The 26,455-nt window shown below is 60.8% G+C and carries 22 protein-coding genes; 9 read left to right on the top strand and 13 right to left on the bottom strand.

Features of this window, described 5'->3' with window-relative positions:
• Position 1 precedes the first annotated feature (1 nt).
• The 3 genes from QD461_RS20870 to QD461_RS20860 form a co-directional block, all read right to left on the bottom strand.
• Positions 2-991: an ABC transporter permease gene (locus tag QD461_RS20870; protein ID WP_414089469.1), complete on the bottom strand. Its 990-nt coding sequence runs from the start codon at positions 989-991 to the stop codon at positions 2-4.
• A 28-nt stretch (positions 992-1,019) separates the two neighbouring features.
• Positions 1,020-2,564 (bottom strand): sugar ABC transporter ATP-binding protein, encoded by a 1,545-nt coding sequence (locus QD461_RS20865; protein WP_414089468.1) that lies wholly within the window; start codon positions 2,562-2,564, stop codon positions 1,020-1,022.
• Between the two features lie 75 nt (positions 2,565-2,639).
• Positions 2,640-3,671, bottom strand: a complete 1,032-nt coding sequence (locus QD461_RS20860) for a substrate-binding domain-containing protein (RefSeq protein ID WP_184705392.1) — start codon at positions 3,669-3,671, stop codon at positions 2,640-2,642.
• Positions 3,672-4,076: 405 nt separating this feature from the next.
• On the opposite strand from QD461_RS20860, the gene QD461_RS20855 reads away from it, so the two are divergent.
• The 3 genes from QD461_RS20855 to QD461_RS20845 are packed head-to-tail and all read left to right on the top strand — an operon-like array spanning position 4,077 to position 7,340.
• A complete protein-coding gene (locus QD461_RS20855) occupies positions 4,077-5,066 on the top strand; it encodes an amino acid ABC transporter substrate-binding protein (protein WP_409527687.1) in 990 nt (329 codons plus the stop codon).
• Positions 5,067-5,076: 10 nt separating this feature from the next.
• Entirely contained in the window at positions 5,077-6,273 is a 1,197-nt protein-coding gene (locus tag QD461_RS20850) for an amino acid ABC transporter permease (RefSeq protein ID WP_414089467.1), read from the top strand.
• Positions 6,270-7,340: an amino acid ABC transporter permease gene (locus QD461_RS20845; RefSeq protein ID WP_414089466.1), complete on the top strand. Its 1,071-nt coding sequence runs from the start codon at positions 6,270-6,272 to the stop codon at positions 7,338-7,340. Before QD461_RS20850 ends, QD461_RS20845 begins: the two co-directional genes overlap by 4 nt.
• Before the next feature lie 39 nt (positions 7,341-7,379).
• Here QD461_RS20845 and QD461_RS20840 read toward each other — a convergent pair whose 3' ends face one another.
• The 9 genes from QD461_RS20840 to QD461_RS20800 form a co-directional block, all read right to left on the bottom strand.
• Complete coding sequence (locus tag QD461_RS20840) at positions 7,380-7,802, bottom strand: DoxX family protein (protein WP_184705384.1); 423 nt, start codon at positions 7,800-7,802, stop codon at positions 7,380-7,382.
• Between the two features lie 776 nt (positions 7,803-8,578).
• Entirely contained in the window at positions 8,579-9,805 is a 1,227-nt protein-coding gene (locus QD461_RS20835; RefSeq protein ID WP_184705382.1) for an MFS transporter, read from the bottom strand.
• 135 nt (positions 9,806-9,940) lie between these two features.
• Positions 9,941-11,329 (bottom strand): dihydrolipoyl dehydrogenase, encoded by a 1,389-nt coding sequence (gene lpdA / locus QD461_RS20830; RefSeq protein ID WP_414089465.1) that lies wholly within the window; start codon positions 11,327-11,329, stop codon positions 9,941-9,943.
• A 4-nt stretch (positions 11,330-11,333) separates the two neighbouring features.
• Positions 11,334-12,638, bottom strand: coding sequence for a dihydrolipoamide acetyltransferase family protein (locus QD461_RS20825; RefSeq protein ID WP_184705378.1), 1,305 nt, complete (start codon positions 12,636-12,638; stop codon positions 11,334-11,336).
• A 2-nt stretch (positions 12,639-12,640) separates the two neighbouring features.
• Positions 12,641-13,654: an alpha-ketoacid dehydrogenase subunit beta gene (locus QD461_RS20820; protein ID WP_414089464.1), complete on the bottom strand. Its 1,014-nt coding sequence runs from the start codon at positions 13,652-13,654 to the stop codon at positions 12,641-12,643.
• Between the two features lies 1 nt (position 13,655).
• Positions 13,656-14,888: a 3-methyl-2-oxobutanoate dehydrogenase (2-methylpropanoyl-transferring) subunit alpha gene (locus tag QD461_RS20815; RefSeq protein WP_414089463.1), complete on the bottom strand. Its 1,233-nt coding sequence runs from the start codon at positions 14,886-14,888 to the stop codon at positions 13,656-13,658.
• Positions 14,889-14,957: 69 nt separating this feature from the next.
• Complete coding sequence (locus tag QD461_RS20810) at positions 14,958-16,085, bottom strand: acyl-CoA dehydrogenase family protein (protein ID WP_414089462.1); 1,128 nt, start codon at positions 16,083-16,085, stop codon at positions 14,958-14,960.
• 25 nt (positions 16,086-16,110) lie between these two features.
• Positions 16,111-17,298, bottom strand: coding sequence for an acetyl-CoA C-acyltransferase (locus QD461_RS20805; RefSeq protein WP_414089461.1), 1,188 nt, complete (start codon positions 17,296-17,298; stop codon positions 16,111-16,113).
• Between the two features lie 140 nt (positions 17,299-17,438).
• Positions 17,439-18,206, bottom strand: coding sequence for a 3-hydroxyacyl-CoA dehydrogenase (locus QD461_RS20800; RefSeq protein WP_414089460.1), 768 nt, complete (start codon positions 18,204-18,206; stop codon positions 17,439-17,441).
• A gap of 196 nt (positions 18,207-18,402) precedes the next feature.
• On the opposite strand from QD461_RS20800, the gene QD461_RS20795 reads away from it, so the two are divergent.
• The 3 genes from QD461_RS20795 to QD461_RS20785 all read left to right on the top strand — a co-directional run bounded on the left by QD461_RS20795 (position 18,403) and on the right by QD461_RS20785 (position 21,461).
• Entirely contained in the window at positions 18,403-19,410 is a 1,008-nt protein-coding gene (locus QD461_RS20795) for an AraC family transcriptional regulator (protein ID WP_414089459.1), read from the top strand.
• A 151-nt stretch (positions 19,411-19,561) separates the two neighbouring features.
• Positions 19,562-20,215, top strand: a complete 654-nt coding sequence (locus QD461_RS20790; RefSeq protein WP_414089458.1) for an HAD hydrolase-like protein — start codon at positions 19,562-19,564, stop codon at positions 20,213-20,215.
• Between the two features lie 211 nt (positions 20,216-20,426).
• Positions 20,427-21,461 carry a polysaccharide deacetylase family protein gene (locus QD461_RS20785; protein ID WP_414089457.1) on the top strand — a complete coding sequence of 345 codons (1,035 nt, stop codon included), beginning with the start codon at positions 20,427-20,429 and terminating at the stop codon, positions 21,459-21,461.
• Positions 21,462-21,499: 38 nt separating this feature from the next.
• On the opposite strand, the gene QD461_RS20780 is transcribed toward QD461_RS20785, so the two are convergent.
• Positions 21,500-22,474, bottom strand: coding sequence for a LysR family transcriptional regulator (locus QD461_RS20780; protein WP_210325587.1), 975 nt, complete (start codon positions 22,472-22,474; stop codon positions 21,500-21,502).
• Between the two features lie 154 nt (positions 22,475-22,628).
• Between QD461_RS20780 and QD461_RS20775 the strand changes: the two genes are divergently transcribed.
• Genes QD461_RS20775 through QD461_RS20765 form a run of 3 tightly spaced genes read left to right on the top strand, consistent with a single transcriptional unit; the run spans position 22,629 to position 26,450 of the window.
• Positions 22,629-23,693, top strand: a complete 1,065-nt coding sequence (locus QD461_RS20775; RefSeq protein ID WP_414089493.1) for a maleylacetate reductase — start codon at positions 22,629-22,631, stop codon at positions 23,691-23,693.
• Positions 23,694-23,730: 37 nt separating this feature from the next.
• Complete coding sequence (locus tag QD461_RS20770) at positions 23,731-25,380, top strand: bifunctional 3-(3-hydroxy-phenyl)propionate/3-hydroxycinnamic acid hydroxylase (protein WP_414089456.1); 1,650 nt, start codon at positions 23,731-23,733, stop codon at positions 25,378-25,380.
• On the top strand, positions 25,377-26,450 hold the full coding sequence (locus QD461_RS20765; protein ID WP_414089455.1) for an alpha/beta hydrolase family protein: 1,074 nt from the start codon (positions 25,377-25,379) through the stop codon (positions 26,448-26,450). The genes QD461_RS20770 and QD461_RS20765 overlap by 4 nt, the downstream gene beginning before the upstream one ends.
• Positions 26,451-26,455 lie beyond the last annotated feature (5 nt).

The following is a 26,455-nucleotide window of genomic DNA, read 5'->3' as shown; positions in this document are numbered from 1 at the left end:
GTCAGGCAGCCTTACGCTTGTGAAGGAAATGGTCGATGGAGACGGCGGTCAAGAGAATGCAGCCTTTGATCATGTCCTGCCAGTAGACCGAGACATTGAGCAGGATCAACGAACTCGTGACCACCGAGAGAAGCGCGATGCCGAGAATGGCGCCGAGGATCGTGCCGGAACCGCCGCTCAAGGATGCTCCACCGATGACGGCAGCAGCGATGATGTTGAGCTCCATGCCGACGCCGAAGGTCGGCGTCGCAGCACCGAACCGCGACATGTAGATCACGCCGGCAAACCCCGACAACGTCGTGCAGAGGACGGTGACCCAGAATTTGACCTGGTTGGTCTTGATCCCGGAATAGAGCGCCGCCTTTTCGTTGCTGCCGGTGTAGAACACCTTGCGGAATGCGGTTGCGCGGCGCAGCAGGAAATCGAAGATGGCGACCACCGCGACGAAGATCAGGATCACATAAGGTATCCCGTAAAACGTGCCCTGCCCGACTGCCTTGAACGAGGGCGGCAGCGTGAACAATGAGAGCGGCGTTCCTTTGGTGATGATGAGGCAAAAGCCTCGAACGATCACCATGGCCGCAAGCGATGTGATGAAATGATTGAGACCGATGACGGTCACGAAGAAGCCCATGGCGCAGCCTATCAGGGCGCTGGCGAGAATGCCGATCAGAGAGGCACTCCATGGGTCGACGCCCATCAGGAACAATGACCCGGACAGAACCATCGAGAAGCAGACGACCGACCCGACCGAAAGGTCGATGCCGCCGACGATCAGGAGGATGGTCATGCCGACGACGACAATGCCCTCGACCGAAAACGACATCAGCATGGCCCTGAAATTGCCAAGCGTCAGAAAGTGTGGCGAGGCAAAGCTCATGACGACGCAGAGCGCGAGAATGATGGCGATCAACCCCGCTTCCCGCATTGTCCCGAGCTTGCGCCAGGAAGACGTACGCTCCCTCGTCGCGACCAAAGCGTGATCTGTCATTGTCTCATCTCCCGTTTCTGCTCTTTTCTCAGACGGCATGTGTTGATGCCTTCGCTTTGAGTTGTTGCTGCACATCGACACCGGAAGCGAGCCTCATGACTGCCTCCTCCGTCATGGTATCCGCCTCAACTTCCCCCGCGACGGCGCCTTCGCGAATGACGATCGCCCTGTCACACAAACCAAGAAGCTCCTGCAATTCCGATGAGATCACGACGATGCCGATACCGGAACGCGCAAGGTCGCGCAGCAAACGATGAATTTCGGACTTGGCGCCGACGTCGATGCCGCGCGTCGGCTCATCGAGCAGGATTACCTTAGGATCGACCGCCAACTGCTTGGCGATGGCGACTTTCTGCTGATTGCCGCCCGAAAGCGATGAAACCGGCATGCCGATACCGCCCATGCGCACGCCGAGGCGGCGCGCGAGCTCCTCCGCGCGCTCGGACTCAGCCTTCGCATTCAAGAGCCCGAACTGGCCCGTCAGCGACTTGAGATCGAGGGCGGAGATGTTCTGTGCGATCGACAGGTCGAGAAAGACGCCGGAACCCTTGCGATCCTCGGAGAGATAGACGATTCCGGCGCGAACGGCATCGGCATAGCAAGTCGCTCGAAGCGCCTTGTCATGCAGTCGGATATCGCCTTCGGTCGTCTGGCGCAGCCCACAAATGCCTTCGGCGATTTCAGTCCGACCGGAGCCGATCAGTCCGCCAATCCCGAGAATTTCCCCCTTGCGCAGCTCGAAGCTGACCTCTTGAAAACGCTTGCCGTCGCCAAGATTGCGAATGGACAATACAGTCTCCACGCCGCGTTCGGTGAAGTCCTGCTTTTCCGGATAGAGCTGGGTGATTTCGCGCCCGACCATGCGACGTACCACATCATCGGCTGTGATGTCCGACACACGCTCGGTCGAGACGTAGCGGCCGTCGCGAAAGACGGTCACGCGGTCGCATAGGCTGAAGATCTCAGCCATGCGATGGCTGATGTAGATGATCGATATGCCCTGCTCTTTCAGATCGCTGATGATGCCGAAGAGCACCTGTGCCTCGGCGACGGTCAAAGCCGCCGTCGGCTCGTCGAAGATCAGGACACGGCAATCGAGCGTCAGCGCCTTGGCGATCTCCACCAGTTGCTGACTTGAAATCGGCAGCTCGCCGACTTTCTTACGGACATCGATCGGGGAAAGGCGGTTCATCACCGCCTGGGCCTCCCGTTCCAGCCTGGCAAAATTCATCAATGGAGAGCGGCGCCGGTTCGTCGCCGCCATGAACATGTTTTCGGCAACGGTCGCGTCCGGGCAAAGTGCGATTTCCTGATGGACGAGACCGATGCCCAGGGATTGGGCTGCGGCCGGAGACGCGATCTTGACGGGCGCGCCGTCGATAAGGATCTCACCCTCGGTCGGCTGCAGCACGCCGGCGATGATGTTCATGAGCGTCGATTTGCCAGCGCCGTTTTCACCGCAAAGCGCGTGCACTTCACCTCTTTCGAGCGTGAACTTCGCATCCGTCAGCGCCTTGATCGCACCAAAACGCTTGCTGACGTTGCGGATCTCTAAGATCGGTGATTGTGTCATGAGCATCTCCCCCATTTTCAAACCCGGCGTCGGCTGCCCGAGATGTCTCGCCCCGGACAGCCGACGTTTCAGGCTTTACTCCTCGATGCCCTTCGTGCCGCGACGCTTCAGATACTTGTCCCAGTAGAAGTCATCGGCATTTGCGGCGGTGACGATCGACAGACCGTTGTCGACGAAGGGAATGCTCATCGGATTGAAGCCGGAGCGCTTGGCGTCGTTCATGGGATCGATCAGCTCCGGATGCTTGGCAAGCCATAGCATCATGAAGCCCATGTAGCCCTGCATGCCCTGGTTCGGATTGATCGAGCCGAAGACTTCGCCGGCCTTGATCATGTCGAGGATGTTGGCGTTGACGTCGGCGCACATGACGAGGATCTTGCCGCCACTTTCCTTGTTGGCCTGGGCTGCGCCGATTGCGGAGTTCGCCTCCGGCATGAACACGGCATTGAGGTTCGGGTGCGCCTGTACCAGGCTCATCAGCCCCTGATAGGCTTTATTCGGATCCTGGTTCGATGCGGCGCGGCCGACAAGCTTCATCTCGGGATATTTGCTTTCCATGCGGGCGATGAAGGCCGCGATGCGCTTGTCGTGATTGTCCTGGCCCGGATTTTCCAGAACCGCATATTCGCCCTTGCCGCCAAGCTTCGCGGCAATCGCGTCGGCCGCGTAGGTGCCTTCGCGCGAATTGTCCGAGGTGATGAAGGAAATGCGCTTAGAGAGAGGCGAGTCCGCCGCAAAGGTGACAACTGCCGTGCCCTGATCGATCGCGCGATTGATCGGCTCGATGAAGGGATCGGAGTTCATTGGATGAACGAGAATTCCGGCCGGATTCTGGGCGAGCGCCTGATCGAACGTCGCGATCTGCTTGTTGACGTCATATTCCGGCGTGCCGGTATATGCAGTCTCGCAGCCAAACTGCTTGCCGGCCTGCTTGAACATCTCATAGACCGGGAACCAGTATTCGACGCCCGAAACCATCACGTTCATGACGTATTTCTCTCCGGGCTTGCAGCGAAACGGATTATCCGGCTCGGCCGCAGCAGCGGTGGAAATGAATGCCGCCGCGGCCAGGACTGCCATCGCGGTCGTGCTTAGAAAATTGCGCAAGATTCCTCCTCGAGGCCGAAGCCCCTCCCCAAAAAGCCGAGGGCGCGTATCGCGCCTTGTTTGTGAAACCGGGTTTCCTCCTCGAACCCCGGTGATGGTAGTTAGCTTGGCGCAAAGCTGAATGTCAATATAATTCACGCTATGAAATATATTTCATTCCATAGCTGATTTTACTGCTGTCGCAGGAATGGATGCCAAAATGAGCAAATTGTTTCTTCAAGAGCGCCATCATTGAAGTAATATATCTATTCTATAGATTATAAGCACATAACTTAGAAACGCCCGGGGCCAACTGATCCTCCCAACAATCAACGTCCCGGGCTGGGGACAGGCACTTTCAGGAGAGTTTTCATGCAAGCAATTACCAACGTGCACAGGCGCGTGACAGCTGCTGTCGCCGCAACGATGATCGTGGCCGCAACGCTGCTGCCCAACATGGCCAATGCAGGCCCGACACTGGATAAGATCAAGGAACGCGGTCTCATCAAGGTTGGCGTCGGAACGACACCGGGCTTCTTCACTCCGGACAGTAGCGGCCGCTGGCAGGGCTTCTTCATCGATTTCGGTCGAGCTCTTGCCGTTACCGTTTTCAATAATCCGGACAAGGTGGAATTTACCAACTCCTCGCCGCAGCAGCGCCTGCCTGCTCTTCAATCGGGGGAGTTCGACATTCTGCTCTCCGGCGTCACGGAAACCGTCACCCGCGCCTTCAAGCTCGGCTTCCATTTCGGCCCGGTCGTTTTCTATGACGGTCAGGGATTGTTGGTGCGCAAGGATCTTGGCGTCACCAAGGGTCAGGATCTGGACGGAGCCACGATCGGCATCCAAAGCGGAACGACCGGCGAGCTGAACATCGCCGACTTCTTCCGCAAATCCGGCAAGAAGTTCACGCCGGTGACGATCGAGGAAACAGCAGAATTCACCAAGGCTCTGGATTCAGGTCGCGTTGATGCGCTGACGCAGGATTCGACGGATCTTGCGGCAAAGCGCACGCAACTCAAGAAGCCGGACGACTATATTCTGCTGCCCGAGCGGCTCTCCAAAGAGCCTCTTGCTCCGGCCGTCCGCGCAGGCGACGATCAATGGCTGGAAATCGTCAACTGGACCGTCTACGCGACTGTCCAGGCCGAAGAATTCGGCATCACCAAGGACAATATCGATACGTTCCTCACCAGCGAGGATCCAGCCGTCAAGCGCTTCCTCGGTGTCGATCCCTCTCTCGGCCAGGCAATCGGCCTCGACCCGAAATTCGCCTACAATATCATCAAGGCCGTCGGCAATTATGGCGAGATATTCGAGCGCAATGTCGGCAAGGGCACGCCTCTCAATTTCGACAGAGGCCTCAATCAGCTCTGGACGAAGGGTGGCCTGATCTACTCGCCGCCTTTCCGCTGAGACGGGTTCGATGGATCAGCTGCAGATGCATTCTCGTCACGTGGGGTCGGGCTTTTCGAAGCCCGGCCCCCTTCGCCGTGTTCGCCTCTGGCTCGGTCCCGCGCCTGCAGCGCAGGCGGCCGTCCTGTTGGCCTTGGGCGCGGTGCTCTGGTATTTCGGCGCCAACATCGTCGCCACCATGCATCGGCTCGGCATCGAGCCCGGTTTCGCGTTCCTGTCGCAACGGGCAAACTTTGAAATCGGCGAGAGCCTGATTGCCTATTCGTCGTCGGACAATTATGGGCGGGCGCTGCTTGCCGGACTTGTCAACACCATCTACGTCGCGTCCGTCGGCTGCATCATTGCGACACTTCTTGGCATTGCGCTCGGCGTTGCACAGATGACCCGCAACCTCATTCTGACCTCGTTTGTTCGCTGCTATATCGAGATCTTTCGCAACACGCCGCTCCTGCTGCAACTCTTCCTCTGGAGCGCGATTTTTCACAACCTTCCCGCCGCCCGCCGCGCGACGGAAATAGCCGGCACCTATCTCAGCAATCGTGGCGTCTATATTCCAAAGTTCGTGCTTGCCGGAAATGCGCCTGTCGCAAGCATCGGGCTCGCCTTGCTATGTGGACTCGTCGTAGCCGTTGCACTGCGGCGCCTGCTTCTCGGCCGTCCCTTCTATGCCACCCAGATCAGCCTAGCGACCGTCATTGCCGCAACGGCGACCTTTTGGCTTACCGGGGGCGGCGTCGATCTCGACCTGCCGATCAAAGGCGGCTTCAACATATCCGGCGGGCTATCGCTGAGCCCCGAATTTGCAGGCCTGCTTGCCGGTCTGGTTTTCAATTCGACGGCAACCATTGCCGAGATCGTGCGCGGCGGGATCCAATCGGTGCAGAACGGGCAATGGGAGGCGGCTCGCTCTCTGGGTCTGCGCCCCGGTCACATCATGCGCCTGATCGTGCTCCCACAGGCGTTACGGGTGATAACGCCGTTGATGACGTCGAGCTATCTCGATCTGACGAAGAATTCCAGTCTTGCCGTTGCGATCGGCTATCCGGATCTGGTGAACGTCGGCAACACGACCGCCAATACCACCGGACAGACGCTCGAAGCGATTACGATTATCGCGGGGGCTTATCTGACGCTCAACCTGATCGTCTCGCTCGCCATGAATCTCTTCAACAGGCACATCACGCGGAGAGGGAACCGGCGTCAATGAGTGAATTGCAGATCGGCCTCTCCCGACGGCGTCGACGTCAGATTTCGAAAGGTCTTTTCGACAACTGGCCGAACGCCATCATAACCATCATCAGTCTCGCAATCCTGCTTTGGATGACAGCTCCTCTCCTGCGCTGGGTGGGTAGCGCCGCGATCTGGGGCGGAACCGGCAGCGACTGCAGTGCCGAAGGTGCCGGCGCCTGCTGGGCATTCATTATCGCAAAGTTCCGCTTCATCGTCTTTGGATTCTATCCCCCTGTATTGCAGTGGCGCCCCGCACTCGCGATCGTCTGTATTCTCGCGTTGCTTTTCATGTCGGCCGACCCGAGATCCTGGGGTTTCAAGCTGCTGATATTCTGGCCGATTGTGCTGGTGCTGGTTTGGCTTCTCATGGCAGGGGTCGTCGTTTCACCACCCGTGCCGACCAATCAATGGGGCGGGCTGCCGATAACCCTCCTTGTGTCGGTCATCGGTCTTGCAACTGCTTTTCCGGTCGCGCTGCTTCTGGCCTTGGCGCGCCGTTCGTCGATGGGCATCCTGCGCGTGCTTGCCGTGGCGTTTATCGAATGCTTGCGAGGTATACCCCTCATTGCCGTACTATATGTCGCCATGTTGATCCTGCCGATGGCCTTGCCGAAGGGGGCTTTGCTCGACAAGCTGCTGCGGGCGCAAATCGGCATTACGCTGTTCGTCTCCGCCTATCTGGCAGAGGTCATCCGGGCTGGCTTGCAATCGATCCCTTCGGGCCAGCTCGAAGCCGCTTACTCCCTGGGCCTCGGCTATTGGCGCACAACACAGCTTGTCGTTCTCCCGCAGGCTTTGAGGGCGGTCATTCCGGCCATCGTCAATCTCTCGATAGGAATCTTGCTCAGCACGTCGCTGCTGGCTGTCATCGGCATTTCGGATCTGTTGAACACCGGCAAGATCGCGGCAACCGATCCCGTATGGCTCGGCTTCTACACTGAAGCTTACGTATTTACCGGCGCGATCTATTTCGCAATCAGCTTTGCAGCCTCCCGGTATAGTTTGTGGCTGGAGCGCCGGCTTGCCGCGGGAAAAACGCATTAGTACCGAAAGCGGCGCTTCAGCCGGCGCAACCCCACACACTCACGCCTTGGCCGGCCAAGCCGTCCTGAGGGCAAGCACTTTGCCCGGCCCGTGGACGGCCGCAAAGAACAGCCCAGCCAGGAAGGTGAAATGGTCGACGAAGAAGCCAAACTCAGCTTGGTTGGCGGCCCAGTGCGCCGGGCCATGAAAGGAGAATCCGAGAAAGACGACATAGATGGCCGCAACAATCGCTGCCGGAGTGAAGAAAGCGCCGGACAGGAAAGCGGCAACCAGCAATACCTCCAGGATCGCAGCACACCAGGCCAGAAACAGCGCGAATGGAAATCCCGCGGCAGCGATGTAGCCGGCAGTCGCCCCCATATCCATAAACTTGAATGAGACCGCCATCAGAAAGACGGCGGCAAAGATCAGGCGAGCGATGAGGATGGCGGCAGTCTGCCAGGCCGATTGAGCATTTTCCACGATGTTCCTCCAAATTGAAGCGGTTGATACTTCTAAGACGATAGAGAATGACCGATCCCGACGTCGGAGTCGGATTTTTTTCAAGCTGTGCAAGACTTCTTTGCATATCCGCCAGCTCGCTCGCTGTCGCACCGCCGCAGGCCGAAGGAACGGGTCGGCCTCAAGTTTGCGAGGGACATGATGCTGGCGATGGCAGTTTCTTAACGCATCGCGTCGACATCTCTATGCCACATCAACATGGAAGACATGTGCCACGCCGGATTCATGCCCGTTTTAACGGTTGACAAATACTAAGCTGAACTTATCATTAGGGTGCTGAATTAGATTGACCTCCGGTCCAGCAAAAGGCGGCCCAGTTTTTCCCTAGACTGGACCGCTTTTGTTTTTTTGGAGACTGGATCGAGCTTGCGTGCCGCAGATGGCCGTGCGCTGCACGCGACGCCTGGAATTGCGACCGGGCTGTGCCGGAACAAACGGCCGGGCTCCCTGGAAGAAATAAGTGTCCGACGACACATGGTGAGGCATGGCTATCGCCGTCGGACACTGTGCTGTCCCGGCCTGAGGTGGCATCCAGACCGGCAGTTCGAATATTAGCATCTGCAACGAGCTTAACGACCTGCCCGGATGGGCAGGACCACGTTGGTTCGATCCCACCTGCTCCTGCAACGATCAATGGCGACGAAGCATTTGCAGAAGAGGTGCTTGGGGCTTCCACCCGAGCGCGAGAGAAGCAAGAAGATAGAGTGCGCTCACAATTTTAGGAGAGGCGGAAAAGCTTACGTCGCATCGGGCAATTGCTGCAATTTCGGCACGCTGGATCCCACGATGACCAGCAGCTGGACGGCAAAGCAGCCGACCGACGCAACCAGACAGGCGGTCACTCCGGAATGCGCGGCAACAGCGGCCCCGATTGCGGCGCCGAGTGGCCGTGCCCCGAGGGTCGCCGTCATGATGAACGCGGAAACGCGTCCGAGCATGGAATTGGGTGTCACCGCCTGCCGAAGCGTCATCGTCGAAATCGTCCAAAGGATCGGCCCGGCACCAAAAAGAAAGAAGCTCAGGCCGGCGACCCAGACAGAGGGCAGCCATAAGGTCAACAGCATGGTGAATGCCGCCGCGAACCCGGCGATCGGTCCGATCAAGATTGTGGTGCCGAAGGATATCCGACGTGCCAATGCAGGTGCGGCAAGCGCCCCTGTGATCATGCCGCCGCCGTAGATTCCGAGGGTGACCCCGACCTCAGTGGCCGTCAAGCCGAGATTTTGTACTGCATAGGCGACATAGATCGCCTGGAGAACGAACCAGCCGATGTTGAAGAAAACGGCAGTGACGAGGATCGGTCGCAGGAGATCGTGGCGCAGAACGAAACCGGCCCCTTCTCTGAGATCGTGAAGCAGGTCGCGTTTGTGCTTGGCCACGACCCCATCCCGAGGAAGACCGGCGAGACAGAAAACGGCCAAAAGCGAGAGCGTGGTGGCGAGCACATAGGCGGCGGGCGCCCCGGTCCACCCCACAAGAGCGCCACCGAGCGCCGGCCCCGCCGTAAATGCGGCGCTTCGCGCAAGCTCAAGCCAGCGATTGGCGTCCGAAAGTTGCGCGCGCGGCACTTGAGAGGCGACGAGCGCCGGTGCAGCGACGCTAAAACATACCGTGCCGATCGCTCCGACAAAGCCGAGAACCGCAAGCAACGGCAGGTTCATCACGCCGAGCAACAAGAGAGCAACAATCGCCGCCAGCGACAGCGCACGCAGCAACTCCGATGCGACCATCAGCTTGCGTCTCGACGCATGATCCGCGGCGAGGCCGGCCGGAATGGAAAGCAGAAGGAAGGGCAGCGTCTGGGCAGTCTGCAGCCATCCCGTTTCGGAAGGCCCCGCGGACAGGAGCAGGACGGCTGCGAGCGGCGCTGCGGCAAGCGCAATCTGTTCGGAGAATTGCGCAAGCAGATTGGACCAGCCGATGCGACGGAACGCATCGGAAAAAGATGGGACGGAGCTGTTCACGGGGATCCTCGTTGACGTGGTTTCGCCGACAAGATCGATCCGTTTTCAGGCCGAAACCACCCGTTTCCTGCCCGTCTTCATCTTCGAGATGCGCGCCTCCCGTTCCCCCCTCACGCAGGCTCACGAACCTCCCCATCAAATGTGGAGGGCGTGGCCGAGCGCTTTCAATGCGGCTTCCTGCAGACCTTCGCTGCGTGTTGGATGAGCATGAATGGTGCCGGCAATGTCTTCCAGCCGCGCTCCCATCTCGAGTGCCAGAGAAAAACTGCTCGAGAGCTCCGAGACACCGGCGCCGACAGCCTGCAAACCGAGAACCAGGTTCGTATCCATGCGCGCCACGGCGCGGACGAAACCATCTTCGGCCTGGGTCGTCATTGCGCGGCCATTGGCACTGAGCGGGAAGAGACCGACGCGAACTTCATAGCCCTGCGCGCGGGCCTCGTCGGGAGATAGTCCAGCAGTCACGATCTCAGGATCGGTGAAGCATACGGCCGGGATGGCACGCTTGTCCCAGACGCGTTTGCGACCGGCAACGATCTCGGCAACCATTTCACCCTGCGCCATGGCGCGATGGGCGAGCATCGGCTCGCCGGTGACGTCTCCGATCGCGTAGACGCCGCGCATGGAGGTGCGGCAGTGCTCATCGATACGGATGAAGCGGCCGGCGCGATCGAGATCGAGCTCTTCGAGGCCCCAACCTTCGGTACGCGGCTTGCGGCCAACGGTGACAAGCACCTTGTCCGCGGTGATACGCTCCTCCTCACCGCCGGCGGTCTCGATCACCAGCGCTTCCCCCGAATAGGCCTTTGCTTTCGCCCCGGTCAGCACCCTTATGCCGAGTTCACCCAAACGCTTGGCGACCGGCTTGACGAGCTCGGCATCATATTGCGGCAGGATCTGCTGGGTTGCCTCGACCACTGTGACATCAGCACCCAACTTCGCAAAAGCCGTGCCGAGCTCCAGGCCGATATAGCCGCCACCGACGACGGCGAGCTTGCTTGGAACGTTTGTCAGCGAGAGCGCTTCGGTGGACGAGAGGATCGCGCCGCCGAAGGGCAATGATGGCAATTCGACCGGCTCGGATCCGGTCGCGATGACGACCGCCTCCGCACGGATGACCTGTGTCCCTGTCTCGGTCTCGACCTCGACGGTCTTGCCGTCGCGGAATTTCGCCTGCCCGTGCACGATCTTAACCTTGGCCTTGCGCAGAAGACCGAGCACGCCGCTGTTTAACCGGCCGACGATGCCATCTTTCCAGCGAATGGTCTGAGCAAGATCGAGCTTCGGCGCCTCGACCGTGATGCCGAGCGCATTGGGGCTCGCCATGTGAGTGGCCTTCTCGAATTCTTCAGCCGCATGGATGAGCGCCTTCGACGGAATGCAGCCGATGTTCAGGCAGGTACCTCCGGCCTTCGTCGATTCGACGATGACGGTATCGACACCGAGCTGGCCGGCACGAATGGCGCAGATATAGCCCCCGGGGCCGGCACCGATGACGAGGAGCTTGCAGACGATTTCTTTCATGTCATCAACCTTCGATGAAGATCAGTGCGGGGGTTTCGAGCAGCGCCTTGATCCGCTGCACAAAAACAGCCGCGTCCCAGCCGTCGACGATCCGATGGTCGAAGCTCGACGACAGGTTCATCATCTTGCGCGGGATGAATTGCGTGCCGTCCCAGACCGGCCGGGTCATGATCTTGTTGACCCCAACGATCGCCACCTCCGGGTGGTTGATGATCGGCGTGGTAACGATGCCGCCGAGCGCGCCGAGCGAGGTAATCGTGATCGTGGAGCCGGAAAGTTCCTCCCGGGCGGCCGTGCCGTTGCGGGCGGCATCGGCGAGGCGCGAGAGTTCGGCGGCGACGTCCCAGATCGACCGGGCCTCTGCATGCCGGACGACGGGTACGGTAAGACCGGATGGCGTTTGCGTGGCGATACCGATGTGGACGGCACTGTAGCGGGTGACGACACCGGCATCGTCGTCGAAGGTGGCATTGACACCAGGCTGCTCGCCAATGGTCTTGACCAGTGCCCGCATCAGGAAAGGCAGGATGGTCAGCTTCGGCTGATCAGGCTTGCGGCCGGCATTCATCGTCGCGCGCAGATCCTCAAGATCGGTGACATCAACCTCCTCGACATAGGTGATGTGCGGAATGCGTGAACTCGCGAGACGCATCTTCTCGGCAATGCGGCGACGCAGGCCGGTGACCTTGATCTCTTCGGTAGCAGTCTTGCGGGCAAGCCCCGTTGCAGCAACCGGGGCCGGTTGGGCGCCGCGTGCGATGAACTGGTCGAGATCCTCATGGCCGATACGCCCTGCCGGGCCTGTGCCGATAACCTGGCGCAGGTCGATGCCGGCCTCCTGAGCGCGCAAGCGCACGGCAGGAGACGCCAAAGGTCGCTCAGCCGCCTCGCGAGCGACGGGACGCTCTATGGATTTTTCCGGCTCGGCGATCTTTGCTTCAGCGGCCTGTCTCGCTGGAGACGATGCGGCGTGTTTCGTCTCTGCGGGCCGGTCACCGACCGCCTCGGCTTTCACTACTGGCTCAGTCGCGACAGGGGAAGCCGCCTCCGCTGCATCCCCATCCTCTCCGGCAATCCGGATACGCAGGAGCGGTGCCTTGACGGCGACCGTGTCTCCGACTTCGGCACCAAGCCAAAGCACGACGCCCTCGACAGGAGACGGGATTTCAACCGTCGCCTTGTCCGTCATGACGGCTGCCAACACCATGTCCTCGCGAACCGGATCGCCGGGCTTGACGTGCCATTCCACGAGTTCCGCCTCAGCTACACCTTCACCCACATCGGGCATCTTGATGACGAACTCACCCATCTTCAGCCCTCCATCACTTCTTTCAAGGCCCGGCCGACGCGGGCTGGACCGGGGAAATAGTCCCATTCCTGGGCGTGCGGATAAGGCGTGTCCCAACCGGTCACGCGCACGATCGGCGCCTCGAGACTATAGAAGCAGTATTCCTGAACCAGCGAGGCGATTTCGCCGCCGAAACCGGAGGTCAGCGTCGCCTCATGCACAACGACGCAGCGGCCGGTCTTCTTCACCGACTGAACGATCGTATCGAGGTCGAGCGGCAGAAGACTGCGCAAATCGATCACCTCGGCATCGATCCCCGTTTCTTCCGCTGCGGCGAGCGCCACATGCACCATCGTGCCATAGGCGACAACGGTCACCGCGCTGCCCGCCCTGCGGATTTCCGCCTTGCCGATCGGGATCGTGTAGTGCCCTTCCGGAACCTCACCGAGATCATGTTTCGACCAGGGCGTGACCGGCCGCTCGTGATGACCGTCGAAGGGGCCGTTGTAGAGCCGCTTCGGTTCGAGGAACATCACCGGGTCCGGATCCTCGATCGCCGCGATCAGCAGGCCCTTGGCGTCATAGGGATTGGAAGGCACGATCACCTTCAGTCCGCAGACATGGGTAAACAGTGCTTCCGGGCTCTGACTATGCGTCTGTCCGCCGAAAATACCGCCGCCCGTCGGCATGCGCACGACGATCGGGCAGGTGAAGTCGCCGTTGGAGCGATAGCGGATGCGCGCCGCTTCCTGAGTGATCTGGTCGTAGGCCGGATACATGTAGTCGGCGAACTGGATTTCGACGCATGGCTTCAAGCCATAGGCGGCCATGCCGATTGCCGTGCCGAGAATGCCGGATTCATTGATCGGCGCATCGAAGCAGCGGGTCTTACCATACTTGGCCTGGAGCCCCTGCGTGGCGCGGAAGACGCCGCCGAAATAGCCGACGTCTTCGCCGAAGACGACGACATTGTCATCTCGTCCCATCGAGACATCCATGGCGCTGCGCACCGCCTCGATCATTGTCATTCTTGCCATGTCAGTAACCTGCCTTCTGCCGCTGGCGGCGGATATGGGCGGGCATTTCCGCATAGACGCCCTCGAAAATGTCGCGCACCGACGGCTTGCCGCCAGCATGGAGGGTGCCGTGGCTTTCGGCCTGCTTCTGTGCCTCGATAACTTCATCGAGCACTTCGGCTTCCGCCTGGGCGTGGCGCTCTTCCGACCAGACGCCGCGCACGATCAGATGCTTCTTCAATCGCAACACCGGATCGCCGAGCGGCCAGGCTTCGGACTCGGTTTTCGGACGATAGGCGCTCGGATCATCCGATGTGGAGTGGGCGCCGACGCGGTAGGTGACATATTCGATCAAGGTCGGGCCGAGATTGCGCCGGGCGCGCTCCGCCGCCCATTTGGCGACGGCATAAACGGCCAGATAGTCGTTGCCGTCGACCCGCAGCGCCGGGATGCCGAAGCCGAGACCGCGGGCGGCAAAGGTGCCGGAGCCGCCGCGGGCAATTCCCTGGAAGGTCGAAATGGCCCACTGGTTGTTGACGATGTTGAGGATGACGGGCGCCTTGTAAGTGGAGGCGAAAACCAGCGCGGAATGGAAATCGGATTCGGCTGTCGAGCCGTCGCCGATCCAGGCGGCAGCGATCTTGGTGTCGTTTTTGATGGCCGACGCCATGGCCCAGCCAACGGCCTGGACATATTGGGTGGCAAGATTGCCGGAGATGGTGAAGAAGCCATGGTCCTTCGACGAGTACATGATCGGCAGCTGTCGGCCACGCAGGGGATCCGCCTCGTTCGAATAGATCTGGTTCATCATCTCGACCATCGGATAGCCGTCGGCGATCAGAAGACCCGCCTGACGGTAGGTCGGGAAATTCATATCCCCCTTGTTCAGCGCCTTGCGGAAGGCGGAACTGACCGCCTCCTCGCCAAGATGCTGCATGTAGAAGGAGGTCTTGCCCTGGCGCTGCGCCATCAGCATGCGGGCATCAAAGGCCCTGAGCTTCATCATGTTGCGCAGGCCGGTCAGAAGCTCCTCATCGGAGAGCAGTCCTGCCCAGGGGCCGACGGCCTCGCCATCACGGTTGAGCACGCGGATAATGGAATAGGCAAGATCGCGGATTTCTTCGGGCGCCACATCGACCGATGGCCGAGGAACGGATCCGGCTTTCGGGATCTTGACATTGGAAAAGTCCGGTTGGCCACCCGGCCGGACCGCCGGCTCGGGGACGTGCAGGCTCAGATTTGGAACCTCGTTCATGCCCTGTCATACCTCCATTGTCGGCCGCACCGCCCGTTGCTCCCCACGACGACTGCGACCACAAACATCCTACAAATTGCGTGCGATAACGATGCGCTGAACGTCGCTCGTTCCCTCATAGATCTGGCAGATGCGAACGTCGCGATAGATGCGCTCCACCGGATAATCCGACATGTATCCGTAACCGCCATGGATCTGGATCGCGTCGGAACAGACCTTTTCGGCCATTTCCGAGGCAAACAGCTTGGCCATCGACGCTTCGGTGAGACAGGGCTGCCCCTCCTCCTTCAGCTGGGCCGCATGCAGCACCATCTGGCGGGCCACCTCAATCTGGGTCGCCATGTCCGCAAGCCGGAAGGCCACCGCCTGATGATCGATGATCGGCGAACCGAAGGCCATACGCTCGCGGGCATAATCGCGCGCCGCCTCGAAAGCCGCTCGCGCCATGCCGACGGACTGCGACGCAATGCCTATGCGTCCGCCTTCGAGATTCGACAGGGCGATCCTGTAGCCGTCACCCTCCTCGCCGAGCCGGTTTTCGGCAGGCACGCGCATGCCGGTAAAGGCGATCTGGCATGTGTCGGATGAGTGCAGGCCGAGCTTGTGTTCGACGCGCACGACTTCGTAGCCGGGCGTATCGGTCGGCACGATGAAGGCGGAAATACCCTTCTTTCCGGCGCTGGCGTCGGTGACGGCAAAGACGATGATGACATTGCCGTTCTTGCCCGAGGTGATGAACTGCTTGGCGCCGTCGATGACATAATGATCGCTGTCGCGGCGGGCTCGGGTCTTCAAGTTGGAGGCATCCGAGCCCGCCTGCGGCTCGGTGAGGGCAAAGCCGCCGATCCATTCGCCGCTTGCAAGCTTCGGCAGGAAACGCTGCTTCTGCTCTTCGGTGCCGTATTTCAGGATAGGTACGCAGCCGACGGAGCTGTGCACACTCATGATGGTCGAACAAGGGCCGTCTCCGGCGGCAATCTCCTCCAGCGCCACGGCATAGGCAATCACGCCCGTTTCCGAGCCGCCATAGGCTTCGGGCACAAGCATGCCGAGGAAACCGAGCTCGCCCATCTCCTTCAGTTCTTCGCGAGGGAAGCGGCTCTTCTCGTCTCGCTCGGCCGCACCTGGAGCCAACCGCTCGCGGGCGAAATCACGCGCCATGTCACGGATCTGGATCTGGTCTTCGCTCAGCATCATGTCGCGATCTCCTCCTCGAAACCGGTCAATTCAGTTCAACGGCCATCGCGGTCGCTTCGCCGCCACCGATGCAAAGCGTGGCCATGCCGCGCTTCATGTCATAGCGCTTCAATGCGGAAAGCAAGGTAATGAGCACGCGTGCACCGGATGCCCCGATCGGATGGCCAAGCGCGCATGCGCCACCGTGAACATTGACCTTGTCATGCGGCAGGTCGAGGTCGCGCATGGCCGCCATGGCGACAACGGCAAAGGCCTCGTTGACTTCAAACAGATCGACGTCCCGAAGGTTCCAGCCGGTGCGCTCACTCAGCTTTCGCAGCGCGCCGATCGGCGCAGTCGCAAAGAGATTGGGCGCCTGGGAATGCGTGGCATGGCCGACGATCGTTGCAAGCGGGGTGATGCCCTCGCGCTCCGCCTGGGACCGACGCATGAGCACCAGCGCAGCGGCTCCATCGGATATGGACGAGGCGTTTGCCGCAGTCACTGTGCCGTTTTCACGAAATGCCGGCTTCAACGTCGGAATCTTCTCAAGTTTTGCCTTGCCGGGCTGCTCGTCGCGGCTGACGACCAGCTCCGACCTCCCTGCCCTCACGGTGACAGGTATGATCTCGGCGTCGAACGCTCCGTCCTCGATCGCGTTGCGAGCCCTGGTCAAGGAAGTCACGGCATAGTCGTCCTGCGCGGGACGAGTGAACTGGTAGGCTTCAGCGCAATCCTCGGCAAAGGTGCCCATGAGGCGTCCCTTGTCATAGGCATCCTCGAGCCCGTCCAGGAACATATGGTCGATCACACGGCCATGCCCGAGCCGGTAGCCGCCGCGGGCGCGATCGAGCAAGTACGGCGCATTCGTCATGCTCTCCATGCCACCGGCAACCGCGATCGATGCGCTGCCGGCGGCGATGAGATCATGCGCCAGCATGACGGCCTTCATTCCGGAGCCACACATCTTGTTGACGGTGGTTGCCCCCGCCGCAAACGGCAGCCCCGCCGCGATTGCGGCCTGCCTGGCCGGAGCTTGCCCCTGACCGGCCGGGAGAACGCAGCCGAAAACCGTCTCTTCGACGACATCCGGGCTGATACCGCCGCGGTCGAGCGCAGCGCGGATTGCAGCGGCGCCGAGTTCGGCTGCGGTGGAATCCTTTAAGTCGCCCTGGAAGCCGCCGATTGGCGTACGCGCCGAGCCAACGATAACGATCGGATCCTGCTGCGTCATATCAAAACCTCCCGTAGTGAGCCTGTATCAGAGCATGATGCCGAAACATGTGAGCGTTTTTCGGAGGACATCATGCTCTACCTCTTTGATATTGAAGCGAATTCAGATTTTGGGTCGAACGGACCCCAAATCATCCGGCGCTAATGCGATGCCATGCGCAAGGCTCCATCAAGACGGATGACTTCGCCATTCAGCATGACGTTCTCACAGATGTGGCGTACCAAGGCGGCGAATTCCACCGGCTTGCCGAAGCGCTGCGGGAAAGGCACGCTCTTGCTCAGCGAATCCTGTACCTCCTGAGGCATGCCAGCCATCATTGGCGTCTCGAAAATGCCGGGCGCGATGGCGACGACCCGAATGCCGCTGCGAGCCAGCTCACGGGCTATGGGCAATGTCATGGCGGCGACGCCGCCCTTGGAGGCGGCATAGGCCGCCTGGCCGATCTGTCCATCGAAGGCGGCAACCGAGGCGGTATTGACGATGACGCCCCGCTCGCCGTCTGCATCCGGCTCCTGCTTTGCGATTGCCGCGGCGGCAAGGCGGATCATGTTGAATGTGCCGATAAGATTGATGCCGATCGCACGGCTAAAGCTGTCGAGCCGGTGCGGGCCGTTGCGACCGATCACCTTCTCACCGGGAGCGATGCCTGCGCAATTGACCAGCCCATGCAAATGACCGAAGCGTTCCAGCGCCAAGTCGATGGCAGCCTGGCCATCGCTTTCCTGCGTCACATCGGTCTGGATGAAGGCAGCGGCGGCTCCCAGCTCGTTGCGGATGGCTGCGCCGGCATCCGCGTTGACGTCGGCGATGACGACGTTGGCGCCATCACCCGTGAGCATGCGCGCGACCGCGGCCCCGAGGCCCGAACCGCCACCGGTAACGACAAAAGTCTTGCCGCGGATCAACATGGTCGCTCTCCTCTAGCCCAGTCGATTTCAGCTGAGGGCCTCCACACGTCATGCGGTCGCCCGCAATATCGTATCCCCCGTGATGACGCGATTTTCCCCGCGCCTTGCCTTACTCTATCTCCGCTCGATATTGCATTCGATGACAAAAGCGTCTCAAACCATCGGCCAGTTTTACCATGTTTCATAGGGCATGACGATGACGGAAGCCGCACGGCGGATGATATCACCTTTTTTCGTGGAGGAAGCGCTCGACTGCTTGCGGCGACAGGGAAAATCGTCAGAGCGGCTGCTGACGGCGCTCGGCCTCCCCACCCGCGTCGACGCGCCGATATCAGCCGAAAGCTACGGCGCTCTCTGGCTCGCCATCGCCGCCGAAATCGACGACGAGTTCTTCGGCATGGGCGGCAGGCCCATGCATCGCGGCAGCTTTACGCTGCTCTGCCATTGCATCCTCCACGCGAAAACCCTCGATCAGGCGCTGCAGCGGGCGCTCCGGTTTTTGAACGTTGTGCTTGAGGATCCGAAAGGGCATATCGAAGTGGCCGACGGGCTGGCGCATGTAGTGCTGACCGATTTGACCGGCGCGCGCTCGGCTTTCGCCTATCGAACATACTGGATATTGCTGCACGGCATCGCCTGCTGGCTCATCGGCCGCCGCATCCCTCTGCGTATGGTCGATTTTCGCTGCGACGAGCCGGATCATGGCGCCGACTACCGGCAATTCTTCGGAGCGCCCGTGCGCTTCTCGCAGCCGGTCAGCAGGCTCGCATTCGATGTCTCGCTGCTCAAACTCCCGGTAACACGCAGCGAGCAGGCCCTGAAGCAGTTTCTGCGCAATGCGCCGGCCAATATCCTCGTGCGCTATCGCTACGACGCAGGCCTTGCGGCAAGCGTGCGCAAGCGGCTCAGGCAATTGCCGCCGACCTCCTGGATGGCATTCGATGAGCTGGCTGCGCAAATGCGCATGTCGCCTTCGACCCTGCGCCATCGCCTGCATGCCGAGGGCCAGAATTACGCTGCGATCAGAGATGAGATCCGCCGCGACCTTGCGATCGAGATGCTGCAAACGACCGAATTCGGTGTCGGAGAGATCGCCACACGCCTTGGCTTTTCCGAACCAAGCGCCTTCCATCGCGCATTTCGAAAGTGGACGGCGAGAAGCCCCGCTGCGTTTCGCAGGGAGATGTCGGCACAGAAACGCTGACCATGATCGAGAGCACCCGCAGGCCAACCGTATGGTTTGGGAAAAGCGGCGCTGCCACCATCACATTGCCGCTGGCCTCCGTTGACCCACGGCCACGATATCAGCATTTATGAACAACCTATTTTGACCCACATCAAGAAAGCGAGTTCTCGTGCCTCACACCGCTTCCAACCTCCTTCTCGATCTCGACGGAACGCTGGTCGATTCCCAACCGGGTATCCTTTCCAGCTGCCGTGCGGCGCTGCGTGCCCTCGGCCACGAAACTGACCCAGAGATGGATATCCGCTCGATCATAGGACCGCCTATCGAGGATGTGATGCGGTATCTTCTGAGCTCATTCGGTGATGACCGTGTCGCTGAGGCTGTCGACGCCTACCGCGCCGACTACGGGGATCGGGGCCTTCTCTTGAGCGAACTCTATCCCGGTATCCGCGAGACGCTAGTCGAGCTGCATTCCCGAGGCGTCCACCTCCTTCTTGCGACGTCGAAGCGACAGACTTTCGCGCAGCGTATCCTCGACAATCATGGATTGTCGGACCGCTTCCAGGGCATATATGGCTCCGTGCCCGGCGCCGGCCTGGATCATAAGCCGGAATTGCTGGCACATATTCTCAAGGATACCGGGCTGGCAGCCGAGGACTGCCTGATGATCGGCGACCGGAAATTCGACATTATCGGTGCCCACGCCAACCGGATGCGCGCCGTCGGCGTTCTCTGGGGCTACGGAAACCGGGACGAGCTTGAAGCCGCGGGAGCAGACCTGATTATTGACAATCCAACCGAGTTGAGAACGCTCGCCCAATAAGCACATGGAAGGCGCAACGATTTCAACCACGGCGACCGCCTCACGGCCGCCCATTGTCCCGTGGCTCACCTATGGAGCTGCTGTGCCGTCACATCGAGACGCCGCAGCGCTCCATGCGCTTCACCGAGAGTGATTGTTCGCGATACACGCAATACTGTTGCAACCCTCGCACTTTAACCTCACATTGATATGTCGAGAAGTAGCGAGGCCAGTGAAGTCGATTCAGAGAAAAAGCACAGGCATTGCGAGGGGCCTGCGATCCCTATTTCGGTGGGCGATAGCGAGCGCCGTGGCGCTTACTGCTGTTTCATATCACGCCGGCGCTCAGGCCTTGCGGCAGGAGCCGTGCTCCGCGCCATCGCAGCGAAGCGTGGCGATTACCTTCGACGATCTTCCCTACAGCATTGCCGGCGACCCTGAAGCTCAAAACACGCTGGACGCCGCAAGAGACGCAAACGCATCGATACTGGCAGCTCTGGACCGCTATCGCGCGCCCGCAACCGGGTTTGTGGTTGAGAGACGCGTGCGAGCATTGGGACAAATAGGAGAAATCCTGCTCGCGCCGTGGAATCAAGGACACCTGGAATTGGGCAATCATTCCTTCGGCCATAGGGATAGCAACGACCTCAGCCTTGACGAATTCCGCCGCGAGGTGACCGACGGGGAAGCAACCATCGATCCGATGGTGCGGAAGGCTGGGCGATCGCTCAGGTTCTTCAGGTTTCCCTACAATCATGTCGGCGACATCGCCGATCGGCGGGAGGCCTTCGAAACGGTACTCAGAGAGCGCGGCTACCGAATAGCAGCGTCGACGATCGATACGTCCGACTATCTTTTCGACGCCGCCCACGAACATGCGCTGACTGTTGGCGACGAGGACATGCGCCAACGCATCGAAACCGCCTATCTGGACTATAGCCGTACCGAAATCGCCTATTATGCCGATCTCAACAGGCAGGTTCTCGGTTGCGAGCCCCCGGCGGTCATGCTGCTCCACCTGAACCGCATCAACGCATCGGTCATGGATCGATTGCTCGAAATTTTCCAGGCGTCCGGCTACCGCTTTGCATCGCTCGACGAGGCGCAGGCCCATCCAGCCTATGCCAGTTCGCCCCGGTTCGTAACCAAGTTCGGACCGATGTGGGGATATCGCTGGGCGCGCGATCACGGCGTAAAAGTTGACGGCAGCAAGGAGCAGGAGCCACCGGCATGGATCGTGTCATACGGTAAATCGCCTACTCCCTGATCGAGCCGGAACCGCCGACAAGTCGAAGTCGCAAGCCCTCAATCTGTTGAGTTGGGCCGCTCGGCAATTCCGCCAAGCCCGCAATGAAGCGCATAGCGCTCCATCTCTGGTTTCAGGCCGGCAAATGCGGAGAGGACATGCATCTTGAGCTGCAGTGCAGCCGGACCCGGTGGCATCAGCTTTGATTGCACGAAGCCCAGGGCACGCGGCACACCGCTCGGCAGTAACGGCAGTGCTGTAATATTGTCGGTGTCCCGTCGGGCAAAAACCACGCCGAAGGGAAGCACTGCCAAACCGTCCGAATTGGCGAGATGCGCCAAGATCCCGGCCAAGGAGGCGCCGGAGAAATTGATGCGCACATGTTCGGCACCGAGGTTGATCAATGCAGTTCTGAGATCGGTACTCAGCGGACTGCCGGCGGGCGGCTCTACCCAGGGATACTGCAGAAGGTCGGCGGGCCGAAGCGCCTTGGAAGCCAGAAGCGGATGACCGGCGCGACAGGCGATGACATTGCGCCCGGTCAGGATCGGGTCGAAGGTCAGGTCGCCATCGGCAAAAACCTCGACGGGACAGATGGCAAGATCGAGTTGCCCCGTCCTGATCTTCTCGGCAAGGCTCGCCGTATAGCCATAGACCTGCTCGATCCGGACATTGGGTCGCGTTCTCTGGAAGCTTCCGACCATCGCCGAAACGAGCGCATCCATGAAGAACGGTGTGCCCCCAATCCTGATGTCGCCGCGCTCACCGCGTCGGAATGACTCGGCGACATCGCTCGCCCGCGCCGTAGCGCGCCGCACGGCCGCACCAAGATCGGCAAGATCCCGGCACAGAGGCGTTGGCTCCATGGGGCGACGATTGCGCAAGAAGAGCGGCTCGCCAAGCCGTTTTTCTAGATAGGCGATCGTGCGTGAGAGACCAGGCTGTGTCATGCCGAGCGTTGCCGCAGCCTCCGACAGGCCGCCGGCATCGACGATAGCCCAGATCTGCAGCAGATGGCGCGGATCGATCTGCAAGACCGCATCTCCCCTCAGTGTCATCTCTTCATAACATACCATACTGTTATGTTGTCATTAAACATCATTATTCGAATTTATCTCGGCCCGGAGCTACAGTCTCTTTCAATCAGAGTGACCAGCCACAACGGTATATCCGCAGCTGGGGGAGGAACTGATGAGACCATTCAATTATCAGGGATCGCCAGCAAAGGTCCTTTTCGGCGCCGGTATGCGGAAGCAGGTCGCCCAAGCCATTGCCGACTTGGGCTGCAGGCGGGCGCTTGTCCTTTCCACTCCGCAGCAAGCCAAGGATGCCGAGACCATTGCCGCATTGCTGGGGGAGCGCGCCGTCGGAACCTTTGCGCAGGCGACCATGCATACGCCGGTGGAGATCACCGAACTGGCACTTCAGGCGATGCGGGACAGCGGTGCGGACTGCACCGTCGCCTTCGGAGGCGGTTCGACAACCGGGCTTGGCAAGGCCATCGCCTATCGTCTCGATACGCCGCAAATCGTTATCCCCACCACCTATGCCGGCTCCGAGGTAACGCCGATCCTTGGACAAACTCAGGCGGGCTGCAAGGAAACCGTGCGTGCGGCCTCCATCCTGCCGGAAGTGGTGATCTATGATCCGGAACTGACACTCGGCCTGCCCGTTCCGATGACGGTAACCAGCGGTCTTAACGCCATGGCGCATGCCGCCGAAGCGCTTTATGCCCGCGATCGCAATCCTATTTCATCGCTGATGGCAGTCGAGGGGTTAAGAGCGCTTGCCGAAGCCCTGCCGCAAATAACGGAAGCGCCACGAGATCTGTCTGCGCGAAGCGCCGCGCTCTACGGCGCCTGGCTCTGCGGCACGGTTCTGGGCACGGTTGGTATGTCACTACATCACAAGCTCTGCCACGTGCTCGGCGGGACGTTCGATCTGCCCCACGCAGAGACCCACGCAATCATCCTGCCGCACGCCATCGCCTTCAATGCGGGGGCAGCTGCTGCCGAGCTGCAGCCGATAGCCGAGATTTTCGGTACAACCGCGCCGGGCGCGGCACTGCATGACTTCGCGGTCAGGATCGGCGCGCCAACGGCGCTCAAGGACATCGGATTGCAGGAGGCGGACCTCGACCGCGCCGCCGAGATCGCCACGGCCAACCCCTATTGGAATCCGCGGGAAGTGACACGCACCGATATCCGCCAGTTGCTGGCGGCGGCGTGGCGAGGAGATGCTCCGACGACCTGAGTGCAGGGGCCGGAAATATCGGATACGGGAGGAAAACATGAGCCAATCAACAACCTCGGCGCCAGCCGAGCGCCGAGACGTCGCCATCATCGGATGCGGACCTGCCGGCCTCATCGCCGCTTCGCTTCTTGGCCAGGCCGGGCATCAGGTGATCGTCATCGAGCGCTGGCCCGAACCCTACGGCCTACCCCGCCTCAGCCATATCGATGGAGAGACGGCGCGTCTCGTCGCTTCGGCGGGCGACATCGATCATGCGCTTCGCGATGCAAAGGCGATCGACACCTATCACTACCTTGACGATCAGGGAAACATCCTGATCGACCTCGACTGGAAGGGCAAGCAATGCGGCTTTCCCGCCCATATTTCGATCTTCCAGCCGGAGATCGAGGATGCTGTCTATGCCCGCGCCACCTCGCTGCCGAACGTCGAGTTTCTGCGCGGCTGGGAAGTTTCGAAGCTTGAGCAACGGGACGACCAGGTTCTTGTGGTAGCCCGCCCCTGGGACGGATCGTGGAAAACAGTTTCCGGCGACGGTGAAAATCTCCGCCGCATCGAGGTCGACTATGTCATCGGCGCCGACGGCGCCAACAGCTTCACGCGCCGCGCGCTCGGCGTGGAACGGCATCAATATGGTCACCACGAACGCTGGCTGAATCTCGATTCGGAATATGTCAGGGATCTGGGCGACCGCTTTGCCATTACCTCGATTTACTGCGACCCGGCACGCGCGCATATGTACATGCCGATCGGCAAATCCCGCGTGCGGTTCGAGATGCGCGTGCTGCCGGGTGAGGAAACCAGTTATTGGGAAGACATCAAGAACGGGCTTGCCTGGCTGCGCGACCAGCACGGCGTCGGGCTGGATGAGATCAGGCCAATCCGCAACGTCGTCTACACCTTCGATCCGGCAATCACCAAGAGCTGGAAAGAGGGGCGCATCATGTTGGTGGGCGATGCTGCCCATACGATGATGCCCTATATGGGCCAGGGCGCCTGTTCTGCTATCCGCGACAGCGCCAACCTTGCCTGGAAGCTGGATCTGGTGCTTCAAGGCAAGGCAGGCCCAGAGCTTCTGGACACCTACGAGGCGGAAAGACGCCCGCACGTCACGCAGATCACCGAGATGTCAACAATGCTCGGCAAGGTCGCCAACGAGGACGATCCGCAGAAGGTCGCCGAACGCAACGCGCTCTTCCTATCGGGCAAGATGCCGCCACCGCCGCCATTCCCCAAGGTCGAGACCGGTGTCGTTCGCGTCGAGGCAGACGGCGGCCTTCACGCTGCGACCGGCGCACCGACGCCACAGGGCCGAGTGCGGCTTCAAGGGCATGAGGGCCTGATGGATGAGGTGGCCGGCCGCGGTTTCATGATCGTCAGCCACGCCGATCCGGCTCGCTATCTCGACCCGGAAAGCCTCTCCTTCTTCGAACAGATCGGCGGCCACTGGATCATCGTCGGCGACAGCGACGCCGCTCCGGATCATGCCGCGGACCTTGATGGTGTCCAGCTGGACTTCCTGAATACAAACGGCTTTGCGGCCTATCTTCGCCGCCCGGATTTTTTGATGTATGGCGCAGTCCGCCAGCTCGGCGACCTACCCGACTTGTTGCGTGACTTGCGCGACAGCCTGTATTGGCAAGGCAGGCCGACGCTGACCCGTGAGGCGATGATGGAGGCACGGGCGTGACGGACGATCTCGTCGTCAAGGCGAACCTCGCTCACCAACGCGCCATGGCCATGACCCGGCTTCTGGATTGCGGTATGGACCATGCGGATGCGAGCCGCCTTCATGCGCGCACTTCGGAGGGCGAACCCTGGGACGTAATCGCCGAAGCCATCGCTGCCGAGCGCCTGGCACAGGCCGACAGGGCCGAAGCCGAAGGACGCGTCGTCACGGCGGCCGAGGCGCGGCGGCGCTGCATCGCGGCGCTGGTCTTCGCGCAGATGGCCTTTAATTTCGACGAGCCCCGCAAGGTCGAATTGTACCGCAAGCTGATTGCCGCTTGCGGACGGCTCGGCCCCGTCTTCGATCTGCCTTTCGAGCGCGTCGAAACGAAATTTTCCGAAAAGCGCCTGATCGGCTGGCTGGTGCGCCCGGCGAGCCTAGCGGCATGTGGCACCGTCATCCTTTTCGGCGGGCAAAGTGGTTGGGGCGTAGCCTATCTTCCGCTTGCCCGGGAACTTGCGCGGCGCGGCCTGGCCACCATCCTGGCCGAGGGACCGGGCCAGGGTGAGACCAGGATCGAACAGGGGCTCTATCTTCAAGAGGGCATAGAAGCCGCCTTCGGTCGCTGGGTCGATTTCATCGTGGCCGACCCCTCGCTTGGCACGCCCGGTATCTGGGGCAACAGCTATGGCGGCCTATGGGCCGCCCGAACGGCAAGCAGCGACAGCCGGATCGGCGCCTGCTGCATCAACGGCTCCTTCGCCCGGCCGGCTATCCTGCCATTCCGAACGGCCTTCGAGCAGAGCGCTGCGATGATAGGCAGCGAAGACCGAGCGGTGATCGAGGCCGTGATGGCGAAGTTGCGTTTCGACCCGACGCAACAGCGCATAGCATGCCCGCTTCTCGTCCTGCATGGTGGCGCGGATCCGCTCGTGACGCTGGAAGATCAACAGCCGTTCCTCGATGCCGCCACCGGCGAGGCAGTGCTGCATGTCTGGCCCGATGGCGAGCACACGATATACAATCACAGCTTCGAACGAACGGCGCTCGTCGCCGACTGGTTCGCGGCACGGCTTGGCCCGGCGGCGTGAGGGAG

The organism is Rhizobium sp. BR 314 (genome assembly GCF_047445805.1).
Taxonomy (GTDB): Bacteria; Pseudomonadota; Alphaproteobacteria; order Rhizobiales; family Rhizobiaceae; genus Rhizobium; species Rhizobium lusitanum_B.
This window is presented reverse-complemented; position numbering and strand designations above follow the sequence as displayed.

What these genes read in the sequence shown, in the direction of transcription:
- QD461_RS20795 (WP_414089459.1), top strand. Translation starts at nt 18,403, where the DNA reads ATGACGGAAGCCGCACGGCGGATGATATCACCTTTTTTCGTGGAGGAA.
- QD461_RS20865 (WP_414089468.1), bottom strand. Translation starts at nt 2,564, where the DNA reads ATGACACAATCACCGATCTTAGAGATCCGCAACGTCAGCAAGCGTTTT.
- QD461_RS20845 (WP_414089466.1), top strand. Translation starts at nt 6,270, where the DNA reads ATGAGTGAATTGCAGATCGGCCTCTCCCGACGGCGTCGACGTCAGATT.
- QD461_RS20815 (WP_414089463.1), bottom strand. Translation starts at nt 14,888, where the DNA reads ATGAACGAGGTTCCAAATCTGAGCCTGCACGTCCCCGAGCCGGCGGTC.
- QD461_RS20855 (WP_409527687.1), top strand. Translation starts at nt 4,077, where the DNA reads ATGATCGTGGCCGCAACGCTGCTGCCCAACATGGCCAATGCAGGCCCG.
- QD461_RS20820 (WP_414089464.1), bottom strand. Translation starts at nt 13,654, where the DNA reads ATGGCAAGAATGACAATGATCGAGGCGGTGCGCAGCGCCATGGATGTC.
- QD461_RS20825 (WP_184705378.1), bottom strand. Translation starts at nt 12,638, where the DNA reads ATGGGTGAGTTCGTCATCAAGATGCCCGATGTGGGTGAAGGTGTAGCT.
- lpdA (WP_414089465.1), bottom strand. Translation starts at nt 11,329, where the DNA reads ATGAAAGAAATCGTCTGCAAGCTCCTCGTCATCGGTGCCGGCCCCGGG.
- QD461_RS20800 (WP_414089460.1), bottom strand. Translation starts at nt 18,206, where the DNA reads ATGTTGATCCGCGGCAAGACTTTTGTCGTTACCGGTGGCGGTTCGGGC.
- QD461_RS20850 (WP_414089467.1), top strand. Translation starts at nt 5,077, where the DNA reads ATGGATCAGCTGCAGATGCATTCTCGTCACGTGGGGTCGGGCTTTTCG.
- QD461_RS20870 (WP_414089469.1), bottom strand. Translation starts at nt 991, where the DNA reads ATGACAGATCACGCTTTGGTCGCGACGAGGGAGCGTACGTCTTCCTGG.
- QD461_RS20770 (WP_414089456.1), top strand. Translation starts at nt 23,731, where the DNA reads ATGAGCCAATCAACAACCTCGGCGCCAGCCGAGCGCCGAGACGTCGCC.
- QD461_RS20805 (WP_414089461.1), bottom strand. Translation starts at nt 17,298, where the DNA reads ATGACGCAGCAGGATCCGATCGTTATCGTTGGCTCGGCGCGTACGCCA.
- QD461_RS20810 (WP_414089462.1), bottom strand. Translation starts at nt 16,085, where the DNA reads ATGATGCTGAGCGAAGACCAGATCCAGATCCGTGACATGGCGCGTGAT.